Source organism: Vibrio sp. R78045 (assembly GCF_042466085.1).
In the GTDB taxonomy this organism is placed as follows: domain Bacteria; phylum Pseudomonadota; class Gammaproteobacteria; order Enterobacterales; family Vibrionaceae; genus Vibrio; species Vibrio cyclitrophicus.
Genome location: NZ_JAXHBS010000003.1, coordinates 22,963 through 37,746 on the forward strand (window position 1 = coordinate 22,963; position 14,784 = coordinate 37,746).

17 protein-coding genes are annotated in these 14,784 nt (G+C 45.5%); 14 read left to right on the plus strand and 3 right to left on the minus strand.

Annotated elements, in window-relative coordinates; translation table 11 throughout:
• Positions 1-5: 5 nt before the first annotated feature.
• The 13 genes from SJY39_RS00170 to SJY39_RS00230 all read left to right on the plus strand — a co-directional run bounded on the left by SJY39_RS00170 (position 6) and on the right by SJY39_RS00230 (position 9,212).
• Positions 6-869, plus strand: a complete 864-nt coding sequence (locus SJY39_RS00170) for a DUF6685 family protein (protein WP_390240605.1) — start codon at positions 6-8, stop codon at positions 867-869.
• Between the two features lie 229 nt (positions 870-1,098).
• Positions 1,099-1,272, plus strand: coding sequence for a hypothetical protein (locus SJY39_RS00175; protein WP_390240607.1), 174 nt, complete (start codon positions 1,099-1,101; stop codon positions 1,270-1,272).
• A gap of 82 nt (positions 1,273-1,354) precedes the next feature.
• Positions 1,355-1,756 carry a hypothetical protein gene (locus SJY39_RS00180; RefSeq protein ID WP_274135631.1) on the plus strand — a complete coding sequence of 134 codons (402 nt, stop codon included), beginning with the start codon at positions 1,355-1,357 and terminating at the stop codon, positions 1,754-1,756.
• 96 nt (positions 1,757-1,852) lie between these two features.
• A complete protein-coding gene (locus SJY39_RS00185; RefSeq protein ID WP_390240609.1) occupies positions 1,853-2,509 on the plus strand; it encodes a hypothetical protein in 657 nt (218 codons plus the stop codon).
• A gap of 4 nt (positions 2,510-2,513) precedes the next feature.
• Positions 2,514-3,032 carry a JAB domain-containing protein gene (locus tag SJY39_RS00190; RefSeq protein ID WP_017108805.1) on the plus strand — a complete coding sequence of 173 codons (519 nt, stop codon included), beginning with the start codon at positions 2,514-2,516 and terminating at the stop codon, positions 3,030-3,032.
• A 70-nt stretch (positions 3,033-3,102) separates the two neighbouring features.
• Positions 3,103-3,690 carry a DUF3275 family protein gene (locus SJY39_RS00195; protein WP_372192577.1) on the plus strand — a complete coding sequence of 196 codons (588 nt, stop codon included), beginning with the start codon at positions 3,103-3,105 and terminating at the stop codon, positions 3,688-3,690.
• Positions 3,690-4,775: a DUF6094 domain-containing protein gene (locus SJY39_RS00200; protein WP_390240610.1), complete on the plus strand. Its 1,086-nt coding sequence runs from the start codon at positions 3,690-3,692 to the stop codon at positions 4,773-4,775. The genes SJY39_RS00195 and SJY39_RS00200 overlap by 1 nt, the downstream gene beginning before the upstream one ends.
• A 66-nt stretch (positions 4,776-4,841) precedes the next feature.
• On the plus strand, positions 4,842-5,417 hold the full coding sequence (locus tag SJY39_RS00205; RefSeq protein WP_390240612.1) for a hypothetical protein: 576 nt from the start codon (positions 4,842-4,844) through the stop codon (positions 5,415-5,417).
• Positions 5,414-7,699: a DEAD/DEAH box helicase family protein gene (locus tag SJY39_RS00210; protein ID WP_390240614.1), complete on the plus strand. Its 2,286-nt coding sequence runs from the start codon at positions 5,414-5,416 to the stop codon at positions 7,697-7,699. The genes SJY39_RS00205 and SJY39_RS00210 overlap by 4 nt, the downstream gene beginning before the upstream one ends.
• Positions 7,700-7,778: 79 nt before the next feature.
• On the plus strand, positions 7,779-8,129 hold the full coding sequence (locus SJY39_RS00215) for a hypothetical protein (RefSeq protein ID WP_390240615.1): 351 nt from the start codon (positions 7,779-7,781) through the stop codon (positions 8,127-8,129).
• Positions 8,130-8,193: 64 nt separating this feature from the next.
• Positions 8,194-8,688: a hypothetical protein gene (locus SJY39_RS00220; RefSeq protein ID WP_390240617.1), complete on the plus strand. Its 495-nt coding sequence runs from the start codon at positions 8,194-8,196 to the stop codon at positions 8,686-8,688.
• Positions 8,685-9,011, plus strand: coding sequence for a hypothetical protein (locus tag SJY39_RS00225; protein WP_390240619.1), 327 nt, complete (start codon positions 8,685-8,687; stop codon positions 9,009-9,011). The genes SJY39_RS00220 and SJY39_RS00225 overlap by 4 nt, the downstream gene beginning before the upstream one ends.
• Before the next feature lie 15 nt (positions 9,012-9,026).
• Positions 9,027-9,212, plus strand: a complete 186-nt coding sequence (locus SJY39_RS00230; RefSeq protein ID WP_390240620.1) for a hypothetical protein — start codon at positions 9,027-9,029, stop codon at positions 9,210-9,212.
• A 337-nt stretch (positions 9,213-9,549) separates the two neighbouring features.
• Here the strand turns inward: SJY39_RS00230 and SJY39_RS00235 are convergent, their stop codons facing one another.
• Positions 9,550-10,683, minus strand: a complete 1,134-nt coding sequence (locus tag SJY39_RS00235) for a hypothetical protein (RefSeq protein ID WP_390240622.1) — start codon at positions 10,681-10,683, stop codon at positions 9,550-9,552.
• Positions 10,683-11,879, minus strand: a complete 1,197-nt coding sequence (locus tag SJY39_RS00240; RefSeq protein ID WP_390240624.1) for a ParA family protein — start codon at positions 11,877-11,879, stop codon at positions 10,683-10,685. The genes SJY39_RS00235 and SJY39_RS00240 overlap by 1 nt, the downstream gene beginning before the upstream one ends.
• Before the next feature lie 525 nt (positions 11,880-12,404).
• On the opposite strand from SJY39_RS00240, the gene SJY39_RS00245 reads away from it, so the two are divergent.
• On the plus strand, positions 12,405-13,307 hold the full coding sequence (locus SJY39_RS00245; protein WP_390240626.1) for a RepB family plasmid replication initiator protein: 903 nt from the start codon (positions 12,405-12,407) through the stop codon (positions 13,305-13,307).
• A 376-nt stretch (positions 13,308-13,683) separates the two neighbouring features.
• Here the strand turns inward: SJY39_RS00245 and SJY39_RS00250 are convergent, their stop codons facing one another.
• The gene (locus SJY39_RS00250) at positions 13,684-14,019 is read right to left on the minus strand and encodes a hypothetical protein (protein WP_390240628.1); all 336 of its coding nucleotides are present in this window, start codon (positions 14,017-14,019) and stop codon (positions 13,684-13,686) included.
• Between the last annotated feature and the right edge of the window lie 765 nt (positions 14,020-14,784).

The following is a 14,784-nucleotide window of genomic DNA, read 5'->3' on the forward strand; positions in this document are numbered from 1 at the left end:
ATATCATGAATCCCCTATTGAAAGAAATTTGTGACTTTTTTTGTCCTATTCATATTCTTACCTTATTTCACCGTAAAAATTACAAATCGCTGCACTACCCAAATCAAACGGTCGATGCTTGTGATCGATTAAATTGGGCTCGTTGGTTGGAAAACTTCAACTACTTAGTTATCGATAAAGATAGGATTTCATTGCCTATGAGCTATGAAGTAAGTAAAAAAACAAAACCTACCTTTCCTCCTTTCTCCAATACAACGAAAAATAAAGTGACAATAAACATTCTAGATATCAAAGGGGTATCATCATCCAAATCAGATCTAAGTAAATATTCAGACCTAAAAATAATGGCAAAGGAAAGATCACCAGAAATGATAACTTTATCGGTGGAAGAGTTGTTAAAATGGCATGAATTTCGATTCGATAGCACAGACTATATCAGTGTTTATTCTTGGGACTGTCAGCCTTATCTGATGCAAACTGGTGGTTCACATCATTTCGCATCAGCACAATATCGTAGTGCTGAACTAAGTGAATCACATTACATTACTCTACCTTTGGAAGAAATATCTTTGGACTTAAATACCATTCAATCCCTACTAACCAAGGTAGCGTTAATCTATACTTCAAATATTGAGGAAAGCATGCTTCTTTCCGATGCTCTCGACAAGACCAACATAAACCATACACGAGTATCTACCCCTTACAATAACCGTGAAAGTTCTCGTGATATAGGCGAAGTTTTTGTTATATCTCTTCAAAATTTCAAACATCGTTATGTAGCCAATCAACTCAAGCGCGTCTTCGACGATCTTGGTGAAACTCTCATATCTCAAGCAAAGCGACCGTATAAAACATGGTTTAATAAATAAATTGACAGCAACTCCCTCCTCTTTTAACCTAAATACTTCAAACGTTGAATACTGACGCACCAGTATTAAGCACACGGGTTTAACCGCCCTTAAATGGCTCTCTGAAACGTGTCGCGACTTCTTTTTAAAGAAGTGAAAGCATACTGATAATCCATCAGCTACCACTCACCACCCATAGGAAACCTTTCCTTTGGGCAAGTGTTTCCTTGTTTTACAACAGGAGAAACACATGGACTACACAACCCTACTCGATAACTTCGTTTTTTGGGGCATCTTTCTACCGGTCTTTTGGCTGGTTTGGAAAAGTCATGCACCCATGACGTTTTTTGCTGCGCATTGGACACTGCTTCAACGCAACGCGGCGCCGATCCTTCGCATGAAGTTCGCACGCCGAAGACGTTAACACTCAAGCTATCTTGCCGAATCAACTCACCTTTTTAGGAGCTTTCTCCTAAAGGGGCGCTCCTTTTTTATTAGGAGCGATTATGAGTCAAACTACCCCACCGCTATTTGGTCACTATGTACTTAATGACGCCCTCGATCCTTCGGGCTTTATTGATATTACATCCACGGCCAAGGACGCGGGCTTTTACTTTCCGTACACCGGTATCAGTCAACAAGCGTACTTTCAAGCGGTTGATGTGCCGGACGTTATCATTGAGTGCAGCAAAGAGAAGCTCACCCTTCAATTGCTGAAACTGGCGCGGCGAGCCGCCCGTCAAGTACCGGCTCAGTCGCAGGTGCCCTTTACGGTGTGCCAACCACCCAGCCTCGATAATCTGTACGTAAACCGCTCACTCGACTTAATTGCGAGCATTGAGCGAGACCAACACGATCAACCTATGCTCATCATCACGACCAAAGAGGACGAGGTGCACGACGCATAATCATTGACCGTCAATACGGTGGTGCTTTGCACCACCTTTACCCATGAGGGGGCTTCCCTTCATGGGTGCTCCTTTTTTTTGTTAGGAGCACACCCTATGTCTTATTCAATCTGTTATGCCATGCAAGCGTGGCACTACCCCATCACCGCATTGGTGAGTGACGCGAAAGCGTGGTTTGAGCAGCAAGGCCTTAGCGTCACTGACGCTTTTCATTCCGATGTGAAAAAACACTTAGGATTGACACTGCCTCGCACTGACACGTTTGTTTTTACCGGAGAGTTTGGTGAGAGCAACTTGTTTGATGATGACGGCAAGCGCGTACGAGACGAATGGTCCTGCCATGGTTTTCTGACGGCGTCTGATGCCGTGCGTTACCTTGGTATTCGTTGGTCAGAAGACATCGAGTCTGGCAGTCTGAAACCCAATGGACGCTGGAGTACGGCTGAGAGTTGGATAAAACGCATTAAGCAGCAATTGAAACAGGCCGAGCCTTTATCACGTTGCCCACGCCGATGCGAAAAGTCCTTTTACTCAATGCCGCCACTTGATGCACTGTCAGAATCGCAGATGCGATTGATGCAAACACTCGCGCGTATGTCGGTTGAGCCGATAACTAGCCTATATGGGGATGAACAAGCATTTCGCTTAGTGTGTCACCCTAAAAGCGCCTTCGAGTGGTGGCTGTTTTGTCAAGCCGTTCATCACTTACCAGATCACCCGGCGGCGCTCCCGATGACCAGTATGGATTGGTGATGATATGCGATACCAATCCTCCTATGGCCAAGGCAAATTGCAAGAGCTGCAAGATGCCCCTGGCGAATACTACCAACTCACCGAGCCGGTGAGTCCCGATGAGCTGCTGGATATGGCAAAAGCCATCGCCATCGACCGTTTATCACGCGGGGCCACCTTAACCACACCAGAGCAAACGAAACGGACCCTCAGTGGTTTACTGCAGGGGATGGACAGAGAAGTCTTTGGCGTGCTCTTTCTTAATACCCAACATCAGTTGATTGAGTTTGAGATCTTGTTTTATGGCACCGTCAACTCGGCCAGTGTCTACCCAAGAGAGGTCGTGAAACGCGCCCTACTTTGGAATGCCACCTCGGTCATTTTATGTCATAACCACCCTAGCCTATGCAGCGAGCCCAGTCAGGCGGACCGGCGTATCACACGGCAATTGTCGGATGCTCTGGCACTGATTGACGTACGCATCCTCGACCACTTTGTGGTCGGTGAAACCGTCACCTCATTTGCTGAACGTGGCTGGCTTTAACTTTTACAATTCCCTAACCGGAGAGGTCTTCCAGTGGGAGGCCTTTTGACTTTTAACTCAGGAGGCCTACATGGTCCAAGTACCCGGCACACTCACCATCAAAACCGTTAGCGGGCGTTATGGCGACTTTAACGTCGCCATGCTCGATACCGACATTGGTCAATTCTCCGTTCGAGACGCGGTCTTAGATGAATACAGCGAAGGCACCTATCAAGGCACCTTTGGATTACAACGTATTTATCCGGGCAGCTATCAAACCAGCAACCGATTTGTGATTGAAACACGCGCCGAGCTTAACGGCATTTGGCTCAGTGATTACAAAGAAGAGGCGCTACCACGAGACGAACCAATGGAAGAAGACCCGTTAGCCAAAGAGCGCAAGGCGCAGCAACAGCTGACCGAGCAACGAGACGTGGCCAGTCAGGCGTTGGCGTCATCCCAAGAAAGCCAAGAGGACTTAGTCAGCTTGTTTGGGGCGCTGTGGCCATTACCAAGTCATATTGGTGACATCGTCAAACTCACCCCAGAAGTGGGCCGAGAAGTGATGGGCAAACAGCTGGCTTACCTCAAGCGTCGCATCAATGATGAGCGCGTGTGGAAGTTTGAGCCCAAAGCGCAGCATTGGATGCGCCTTCGCCTTGATGAGGAGGCAAACTAATGGCCGTCATGCATCCACGCGTAGCGCACAACTACCTCAAGGATGGGTATTACCCGACCGATGAGGCGACCTTAGCAGAGATAGCCAAACGGCTGCGGTTCAAAGCGGGCACTCAGCGCTTACTCGACCCGTGTTGCGGGGAAGGTAAGGCATTAGCTCAGCTGGCGAGTCACATCGACCACCATGAGCAGAGCGCGCTTCACACCTATGGGGTGGGGTTGGATGAAGCGCGAGCCGTCACTGCCAGTCAATGCCTCGATTCGGTGCTGCGCAGCAATGCGTTTGACACACAAATCGGCTCAGGCAGTCAAACGTTGCTGTTTTTAAACCCGCCGTATGGCGCGGTGGTCACCGACCAGGTGGACAAACAGCATCGTGACATGGCCAGACTGGAAGTGCAGTTCACTCAACGCCTACTCCCCACGCTAAGGCGTGACGGCGTATTGGCGTTAGTGGTGCCCTATCCCTCTCTTTCGCCTGAATTTAGCCGTTATCTTGCGATGCGGCTACGACAGGTCGAGGTGTTCGCCGCCTCTACGGGCCGCTTTAAACAAGTGGTCATCTTAGGGCGCAAAGCGGACATGAGAGGGCCGGAGCATCAAGCGGAGCGCACACAAACGGCGACCCAATTGATAAACGCTGGCGAAGGTAAGGCAATACGGCCTCACCCCGCTCGACCGTTTGAGATACCCCCGGTCAATGACGCGCCATTTCGTTTTGAAATGATACGACCAGACACGGAGCAACTTGAACAAGCGTTTGGGGCGCATGGGGGGCTTTGGCCGACCTTTGACACCCAATTTAACCTCGCGAGGCACCACCAAGTGCCTCGACCGTTAAGAAAACTGTCACCTTGGCATTTGTCGTTGTCGCTCGCGGCGGGACAAATTTCCGGCAAGGTGCACAGCAACGATGGCGCTCAGACACTGCTGGTCAAAGGCGGCACTCAAAAAGTGCAGCGCACTGTCACCACTGTTGATGAGAGTCAAACCATCACCACCGTGATAGACCAATTTCAACCGCTCATTCGAGCAATTGACCTCTCCCTGGGTGAGCGCTTTGGTCGCATCGTGGTCATACAATAACTTCACTGCCCGTCAGGCGCTTTTCCTGACGGGAAGGCGCCTTATTTTTTTATAAGGAACTAAGCCATGAAGACTTCACTGATTTCGCTCGATAATGGGCTTTATCTCGATGCGGTGGTTACCACCGCTGATAACCAAGTGCAATTTCTCTCCGTATGGGGACGCGATGGTGCCATGCAACACTTTTTCGCCGCGCTCACGCTACCGATGAGCGAAGGCGGAATACGCGTCATGACCGTCAAATTGCCAGGCGGTAACCTAGTGCTCGACTTTGCCCAAGCGAAGTCCCTCACCAAACGCACCACGCGGTTACCCAAACACACGTCTGTGGGCGAATGGGTGCACACCTGGCTTATTCACCCGTCGTTACTGAAACCTAGCGGTCAAAGTATGACGGTGATGAGTCAAACCCCGCTCTCTCACACCGCGTTGTGGCCAACGCTTAAGCAGCTGTGTCATTTGCCGCTGTTAGAACATTGGCAACCAGCCCTACAACCGAGACTGCAACCCATGATTCATGAGCTGCCCGCTTATGGGGTGTTTGCGTATCACTTGGACTTGCAAATTGATGTGATGGAGCCCTTAGTCAGTGAAGCGCTGCAGCAAGGCGTGTTAACCGTACCGCAAGGAGCGATGCGATGAGCGAATCGACAAAAACTACTCAAGAAACCACTCAACAAAACGCGCAAGATAACGTGTTGTCTCTGCATGACTTTATCGACCAGTTCGGTGACGGCCTATTGGCCAACATCGAAGCGGCGCACCCGGCGCGTTATCAGTCGGCGTGTGAAAAGCGTGCGGCGGTGATGCAATCGCTTAAGCGCGTACCGTTTGAGGCGCAAGCCGAAGCGATTCAGGCCATCAGTACCCTACTGCTCGATGAGCGTGCCCCAGCGGGCATTCTCAACGGCGAAATGGGGACCGGCAAAACCATCATGGGTATCGCCACCACGGCGATGGCTTTCCATGAAGGTAAAGCTAAGCGCTTTTTACTGTTAGCCCCGCCGCACCTGGTGTACAAATGGCGCCGAGAAATTCTCGACACCGTTCACAACGCCAAGGTGTGGGTACTCAATGGCCCTGATACGTTGCGCTCTTTGCTCAAGCTGAGACAAGCGGCGCCTCATGATGGGCCTGAGTACGTGATACTGGGCCGGGTTCGGATGCGCATGGGTTACCACTGGGAAAGCGCCTATCAAACCAAGACGCTCAAACGCACGTTAGGCCATGACGGTCTGCAGGCGCAAACCGCTCAACTGGACTTTGTTCGCTGCTCGGATTGCGGCGCATTAGCCACAGATGAAGAGGGCGAGCTTATCGCTCCGACGCATTTTTCGGTGGATGTGCAACAGAGCTGTAAAGTATGCAGCGCACCGCTGTGGACGCTTAAACGTCAACGTCAAAACGACAACCTGAGCAAGACCATTTCACGCGCCCTGCAGACCTTACCGACCATAGGTAAAGTCACCGCAGGCAAGCTGCTCGATGGCGTAGGTGAGCGCGTGCTGGCGAAAGCGCTGACGGACAACATTTACGAGCTGGTTAACTTGCTTGATGAAGACGGGGAGTTTGTGTTTAACGACCGACAATCTGAACGCATTGAGCGCAAGTTGGCCAAAACGCAATTTGCGTTTGGTCAAGGCGATTACCAGGCAAGTGAGTTCATCAAACGCTACTTCCCGAAAGGGTTCTTTGACTGGCTCATCATCGATGAGGCGCATGAATATAAGAACGCAGGGGCGGCGCAAGGCCAAGCCATGCAGGTACTCGCCGGTTGCGTAAAACAGTGCTTACTGCTGACAGGAACACTGATGGACGGCTACGCGGAAGACCTTTTTTATCTGCTGTGGCGCACCATGCCATCGGTGATGATGGAAGAGGGCTATCGTTACCATCGAGGAAAGCTCGGCAGCGCCGCCCTCTCGTTCTCGCAAGAGCACGGCATCATCAAGGAAATCATGAAAGTGACCCACGATGTGAACCACAAAACCGCGAAAGGTAAAAACGTCAAAGTGAGTCAAACCCGCGCGCCCGGTTTTGGGCCGATGGGGGTAGCCAAATTCGTCTTACCTTACACGGTGTTCGTCAAACTGGCTGATATGGGTGACGGCATTTTGCCGGACTACCAGGAGCACTTCATTGAAGTGGCTATGGAGGATGAGATGCAGATGCATTACGCCGACATGGAGCAACGCTTAACCACGAGACTTCGTCAAGCCTTAGCCGCTGGAGACCAAACCCTATTAGGCGTGGTCATGAGCGCGCTGCTGGCGTGGCCAGATTGCGCGTTTCGAGAAGAGAGGGTGACTCACCCTCGCTCTCAAGAAACCCTGGCTTATATTCCGTCTTTGTTTGATGAGCAGACACCAACCCCCAAAGAGCAACAGCTCATTGAGATGGTCAATGCGAACAAACTTAAAGGCCGACGGACCTTGGTGTACACCGTTTACACCGGAAAACGCGACACCGCATCGAGGCTCAAATCACTGCTGAGTGACCAAGGCTTAAAATGCGCCGTGCTGCGTTCAAGCGTAAAAACCGAAGACCGAGAAGATTGGATACTGGAGCAGGTGGATAGAGGCATTGATGTGCTCATCACCAACCCAGAGCTGGTCAAGACCGGACTGGACTTGTTGGAGTTCCCTTCGATTGTGTTTACCAACACCGGCTATAACGTCTACACGCTGATGCAAGCGGCAAGACGCAGCTGGCGTATTGGTCAACGAGAGGACGTGGACGTGAGCTTTTTAGGCTACCAAGACAGCGCGCAAATGGCGTGTCTGGCATTGATGGCCAAGAAGATAGCGGTCACCCAATCCACTTCTGGCGACATGCCCGACAATGGATTGGATGTACTCAACAGTGATGGCGACAGTGTGGAGGTGGCGTTAGCCAAATCCTTACTGAAGCAAACAACGCGTTAAGACGTTAACGTCTTAACTTACCCCAATGGGCATCTGATGCCCACTGGGTCTTGGGTGCCCATCTACCTTTAAGGACACAATGATGACGCAACCCATATCAACCGACCATGCCTTAGCCTTTGCGTATTTCAAAGAAGGCTTCCCGTATGGCGACGACAACCACTTATTGTTTGAGCAGGTCTCAAACGGTGGGGACTTGGAATTTTTCACTCTCGTACTGGAGACGGTCATTCCTGTAATGGAGCAATATCTGGCGCAATTTGAGATAGACGCGCCCGATAAATTATACCTCTTCTACGGGGAGGCGTTTCCTCATCAACTGAAACGGTTACTTGAGCGAGATCCCAATCCCACCCGACAAGCGTTGGAGCAATGCGCTGACAAGGCCTTGCAACACATCGCTCAAGCGATGTGTGAGATCCGACAATAACTCAACCCTAACCGGGAGCTTGCCTCCCGGTACGCTCCCTTTTCATTTTAACGGGAGCAACCCTATGAACAACATAAATTACGTACTGACAGAGCTAATGACATGGCTCGACGATAACATGACCAATCAAACCGACCTGCATTTTGATAATGCTGGTCAAGTCGATTCAGCCGCTGTCTATCAAGTCCTGTCCATGCAGCTGACCACCTTGCCACCGTGCGACGCGTTAAAGGCCCATCTTGCCTTATCGCACTCGATGCTGGCGCAAGTAGCTCACTTACAACGTGTGCACCGTCCGGCCTTAGCTTGGCAGCCTCAGCTTATTACGTTAATAGAGCGAAGAACGTCAGGTGGACTGTTTGTGTCACCGAGCACCCACCCAGAGCCGTACCGTGAGTTTCACTACTATTGTGATGAGCACAATGTGTTGTGGGCCTTGATGGTGATGGGCAACGAAGACCGCACCATGGATGTGTATTTGCACCCAGAGCTTTACAACGACCCCGAAGTCTTTGCGTTTTGCCTACTCTCCCACACACAAACGGGAGAGAAAGCATGAGCGATTCTAAAGAGCACCGCCTGCAGGTGGCCAACACCATTCTCATGCAACTGGGAGGACGTCGATTCAGCATGATGACCGGCGCCAAACAGTTTGTGGCCATCGAGCGAGGGTTATTGTTTGCCTTACCGGCGAGATTAGCCAAACAGGGCATCAATAAAGTGCGTATTGAGTTGGAGGCCAACGACACGTATACCGTGACCGCTTTAAAGGTCAACGCACGTCGCGGTGACGTCATCGAGGTTCAATGTGAATCGATGGTGTACTGCGACCAACTGGAAGCGGCCTTTGAACGTATGACGGGTGTATACACTCGCCTTTAAAATTTGGAGCAAACCATGAACTATTGCATCAACTGTGGAGAGCAGGGCGCATTACAGCCCCTGGATGTTCCAACCAACGAAGAGCCGCCGTTCCTAGAGCGTGGTGAGTTTGAAGCAGATAACCGCTATAGCCAAGAGCAGCCTGTCACGATATTACAATGTCAGCACTGCCAACATGAGATGATTGACCTATCATCGTAAACAAGAAAGGGAGAGCAATGATGCTCTCCCTTCTTTTTTTGACTCTATCTCACCAAGCAAACTTCTGAAGCAACCTAACTACGGTTACCTATTTCCAATAAGACTCAAATCATTATCCACCGATAGACATTGAAGCAATCCCCGTAATGTCCTGCGCCCAGCGCTGTGGTTCAGAGGGCTAGTGTTTTGTTTCAAAGGGTAGGCTGCGCCAAAGGGGAAAGGGGTCAAGGGAAGGGTTTTCCCAAGGGAAAAGCCCTATCCGGAAAGGGAGGAAGAACTAAAGAAAGAAATACAAAGGGAAGTGATATAAAAAGTCCCCCTTGGGGGACTTTTTATATCACTTAGAGTTCAGGACTTGTTCGATAGCAGTAAGAACGGCTTCTTCTTTATCTTGAGGGATGCTTTTTATATTTAAATTAGCGCCAGATTTTGAACGAGAGACATACAACTTGGAGTTACCAAAAATGTGTGTTGGTTCATCTTTCTTTCTTGTATTTCCCTTAACGAACTCACGCATTAAGTTAACAATCGCCTTTGATTTATCTTCAGAGCTTTGATTCTTAGAAAACTCTAAACAAGTAACGGCAACCTTAAAGTCATCGACCATATTTTTAGTTTTTAATTCTTTTGCTACGGATACAAATGTATCAACAGACGCTTTAGGAAGTCTTTTAGACGGTAATAATGTAAGTAATTCTTTAGGTGAATTGTAGAAACGCACACAACGGTTAACATCTTGCTTTGTATATTTGCGCTCTCGAACTAATTCCGCTTGCTTCCAATTATGGGTTGTCATTAAACTTTGAAACAATCTTCCTTTGTCATAATAAGAAAAATTAACCTTCTTATCAGAAGCTTCGACTAACCATTTAATGGTTTCGGAGGAAGGTTTGGGGTTGAAATAATCAACATCTAAACCAACCTTTCTTAGCAACGCAGCTTCATAACGCCTCGAACCTTCTGGAATTGATGTTTTACCTTTGCTGTCAATGTAGGCCAATATTGGAGTAATTTGCAAACCAGACCCAATTTCATCAATAATATCAAACAATGCTTCCTCGGTTCTTTCAGCAGGATCACGAACGTTATCAGGGTCTATGACACACATATCTTTTAGCTGCTCGTAAGAAAGGTGAGTTGTAACTACTTGATAATCTCCAAATGGAGTTTTAACTGTTCGTTCAGGCTTATTGAGTAGAACTCCTTCATTGTTTAGAAAGTCCGTCAAACTCATTCCGATAAGGGATAAATTATCTTGAAGATAAGAAAATTGTAGGCGACTTTCTATACGGGCATCATCTTCTTGAGTTACTCCTGTAGTAAATTTTGTAGGAGCTTGGACTAATGTTTTTTTTTGACCATGAGTATTCGGCTGATTAGTTGGTTCGATCGAGTGTTCATTTGTGTTGAGCTCTTTCTCACGTCTAGCATTAAGTTTAGCTAGTTTAATAGCTCTTCGGTCTATTGCCATTATATGTTCTTCCAAACTTTAGTAATTTCATCCATCACTTCTGAAAGAAGTGCATTAGTGTTTAATTTTGCTTTATTGAAGGTGGATTTAGTGCCTGGATAACAAGATTTAGAAATATCATAAATGCTATTTCGTTCTTTGGCACAAACTTTAATTGCTTCTGATTTATTGAACTTAGTTGGGAGTAACTCTAATGGGAAGTATTCCTTGAGTTCACTCATAACCTCTTGTGATGAATAACTTTCTTCATAATTAGTTATTAGCATTTTCATAAAATCATAGCCATTATGTCCTTCTTTTATTAAAAGACGATAAATACTCGGAAGATAGGTTAGGTACTGACAAGTGGCATCTGTATCATTTTGTGACGCTCCAAAAGGAAAAAGAACAGATGTTGCAGCAAAATAAGCATTTATAGACGCAAAATTTAATGACGGTGGAGTGTCAATGTAGATTACATCAAAGTCTGATTTAATCGCATCTATTATAGATTTAAGTCTTTTGTATGGATTAGTAATAGTGCCTTCGTGAACTCCTTCGTGAAAGGTAGCTTCTACATCTCGATCCGATTGATCAGCCGGAATAATTTTTAAGTTAGGAATAGTTGTATCAGAGATTGCATTTTTGACTGTCTTAATATACTCATTACTTTTAGGGTCAAGAGGTAATAAATCGCCTATTGTTGTTCGTTTGCTTGATGTTAAATTAGGTTGGTATGTACTTAATGTACTTTGCCCATCCATATCAATAATAGCAACACGGTATTGTTGATGATATTCAGTGGCAGTTCCTGTTGCTAAGGTGATTGTTGTAAGAGTTTTTGCTACGCCACCTTTTTGATTTTGCACAACGATAATTTGACAACCTTTTGCTTTCATTCTTGGCATAGATGCTAGAAGTTTTTTCTTAAGAATAGTTGTTTCTGGAAGTGCTTCTCGAATTTTATATAAATCGTTTATTGTAAGTTGCCATGGAGTTGGTTCATACAAATCATTAGCTTTCTGGCGAGGGTCTATGTTTAAGTCTGCACAATATTTTTCTATGGTTCTGTAATCTGTTTTTAAATATTCAACGGCTTCAGGCCGTTCAAACGTTCGAACTCGCTTAGGGTTTAAATCTTTTCGTTCTTCAAGTAAATCACTAGCTCCTTTAGCAAAAGATTCTAGTTTCTTAAGAGTTGTTATGTTTAGGTCCATTAGTTACTTACCTTTGATTTTATTTACACACAATGTGTCATGGTTTCATTTTTATGTAAAGGTTTTTTACTGTCCCGATGATAAGTGTTACATTCGAATGCTATTGTTACTTCCGCTTTTTTAGGGAGGGCCGTGGTGAGCATTGTTTTAAATCAATTATAGATATTTGCGGTGATATCTATAGTTATCCTAATTATCCACATTTATTATTACTATAGTTTTTAACTCTTTTTAATTTCTTTTTAAGTCTTCTTAGTCTGGAAAAGTATATTGTAATCAATGCATTAACTAACATCCTCGTGACACTTTTACTTAAATTCGTGACAATTCTACCCTTAACTGCATTTATTCGTGACGGATTTACTTGTTTTCGTGACGGATTTACCGTTTGTTCGTGACGGATTTACCTAAATAGATTTTCTCTATGTGTATTAAATGTCCCAAAAAAATAAAAGCGTGGTTGTTTTGTTGATAAGATCACTTTATCGTGACGTAAGGTTATACTGTCACGATCTTAAGGTATATATGTCACAAGTAACTAAACAGGATGTACTTCGTCAATCAAATGCACTTACAACAGCAGCTTATAATCTCGGGCGAAATGAGAAGCGAATTCTTTATATTGCACTTAAACACTTTTTAGATAATCCAATTGACTATAAGACTCGCGAGTTTGGACATGTAAGCGTTGATATACACACACAACGGTATGCATCACTATTTAAAAGTGAAAATGCGAGCAAAGAGATTGCAGCAGCAGCTAGCGCCATGAAAGGTAAAGAAGTGGTCTTCTATTTACCTGATGAAAGTACTGACGAGGACAGGGCCTATGATAGTTTCACATGGATGGTTAAGCGCTCTCATAGACCTAAGAGAGGTGTCACTACATTCTATTTTAATTCTGAACTCATAAGCATTATTACGGAGGTCAAATCTGACTTTACTCGATTTTTGATCGGTGACGCTGGGGAGCTTAATTCTGGTCATTCCATGAGATTGTATGAGTCACTGAAGCAGTGGTCAAATCGTCGTAACTCCGTTACGTTCTCTGTTCAGTGGATGATTGAACGTTATTGTTTACCAAAGTCTTATGAACGAATGAGTGACTTTAGAAGGAGGTTTCTTAAGCCATCAGTTAATGATATAGCAAAGAAAACAGATATAAAACTTCGTTATGTTGAAGAAAAACGGAATGGTGAAATGTACATTAATTTTGAATGGGACAGCATAATTCGTGACAAATCTACCAAAGTTATCGAAGAGCAACTCTCCCCTCTAGAACAAGCTCAAGTTATCCACAGTAAGTTGGTTAATAAAGAAAATGTAACTAAAAAAGAGTTACTTATATTGAAAAAGAACTTATCAGCCTTTTCTTTGACTGGTGGTCAACTTTGCGAAAATGCCATTGAAGCTCTTCTAGCTTTGTAAATCGTGACAAATTTACCTGAAATAACAAAGCTCGAAGATATGCCATATTCAGGAAAGGAGGAAACCTATGGCAAGATATCGATTCACTTATCTATAAGGTGTATCCGACTATTTTTGATAGTTAGGAACTTCAATCTTAACTAATAAACTAGTCGGCGAAGTAAATCTCCAGTTTGAGTCATTCTCGTTTCTGCAAGTGGGGGAATTAGCCCGTTTTATAGACAATGGGGTTGATTTTTCTACTAAATATCTGAATTTAGACGGACCTATTCTAAGCTGCCGCGCTTAAAGGTGTGAGATAGAGGTGAATAGGAGTCAATTATTCTTTTACGCAACAAAGCCCAATTATACTGGTATTAAAAATACCATTTTAAATCTATGAAACCATTTTGACTAACAATTGATATAACAAAGCCAATGAATCATCATCACGATCAATTTCAAGAATTTTATCGATAAGAAGTCGTTGACTATTACTAACCCCCTTTAAGTTTTTTGAAGAAAATTCTTGGTACTTTTCCCCAAACAAAATGTCCATTGGGTCTATATCTACAACTTGACATAACTTAACAAAATTATTGATAGTTATTTTTCCAGTTTTAGCCCACTTCCCAACCGCTGTCCTTTCAACATTTGCTTGTCGGGCTATCTCAGCATAAGTCAAAGTTGAAGATGTTACAGCCTCTGAAATCCTTAATTCTAACGGTGTCATAAGTTTAGTATTTTTATAAGTAATATTTAGAATTTTAGTCTCTTGACATTATTAGTATAAGGGGATTATGATCCCGTGGTAAAATATTCCCTAGCGCTCTTTAAAAACCCATTCCATGTACGACACCAAATTTAGTGCGCGCATCCCACTGCGCACTATTGCGAGCCCCTAATGCTCTGGGGCTCGCACCTTATTCTTGTGCTCTTATGTGACAATAGTTCCAATTCAAACATTTACCTAATATCAATGAAGAGGGACGTCTTTCCCCTATGTGATGCTTAGTCAATCGCCTATTGGTCCAGATGTTCACGACTCATAACCACATCAATACTGAATCAACAAGCGGTGTCCTGCCTTCTCAGCTTTCCTTCAAGGACTTGATCTCTCTGTTCAATTTTTATAGAGTTGCTTCGTCTGTCAATGCGCAGTCAAGCACACGGGGTTAACCCCCCTTAAATGGCTCTCTGAAACGTGTCGCGGCTTTTTCCAAGTTCAAACGGAAAAAGTGAAAGCATACTTAACTGCCCTTAGCCTACATTGCTTCGGTGCTATCAAACCCGACGAGCCCCGCGCTCGACTTAGCGTCATGCACTCACTGTGCTGTGTCGCCTACCAATATTCAGAGTACAGGGCTATCACGCCTTGATTTTTTTCGTCTCTGTTACTTTTATTTCGTGCATGAAATGGGTTCAAACCTAGGGGTCAGTGTTTTTGCCTCAAACGGTTTTTGATCGGTATTGTATGCAACGAAATGTTTGTGGTACT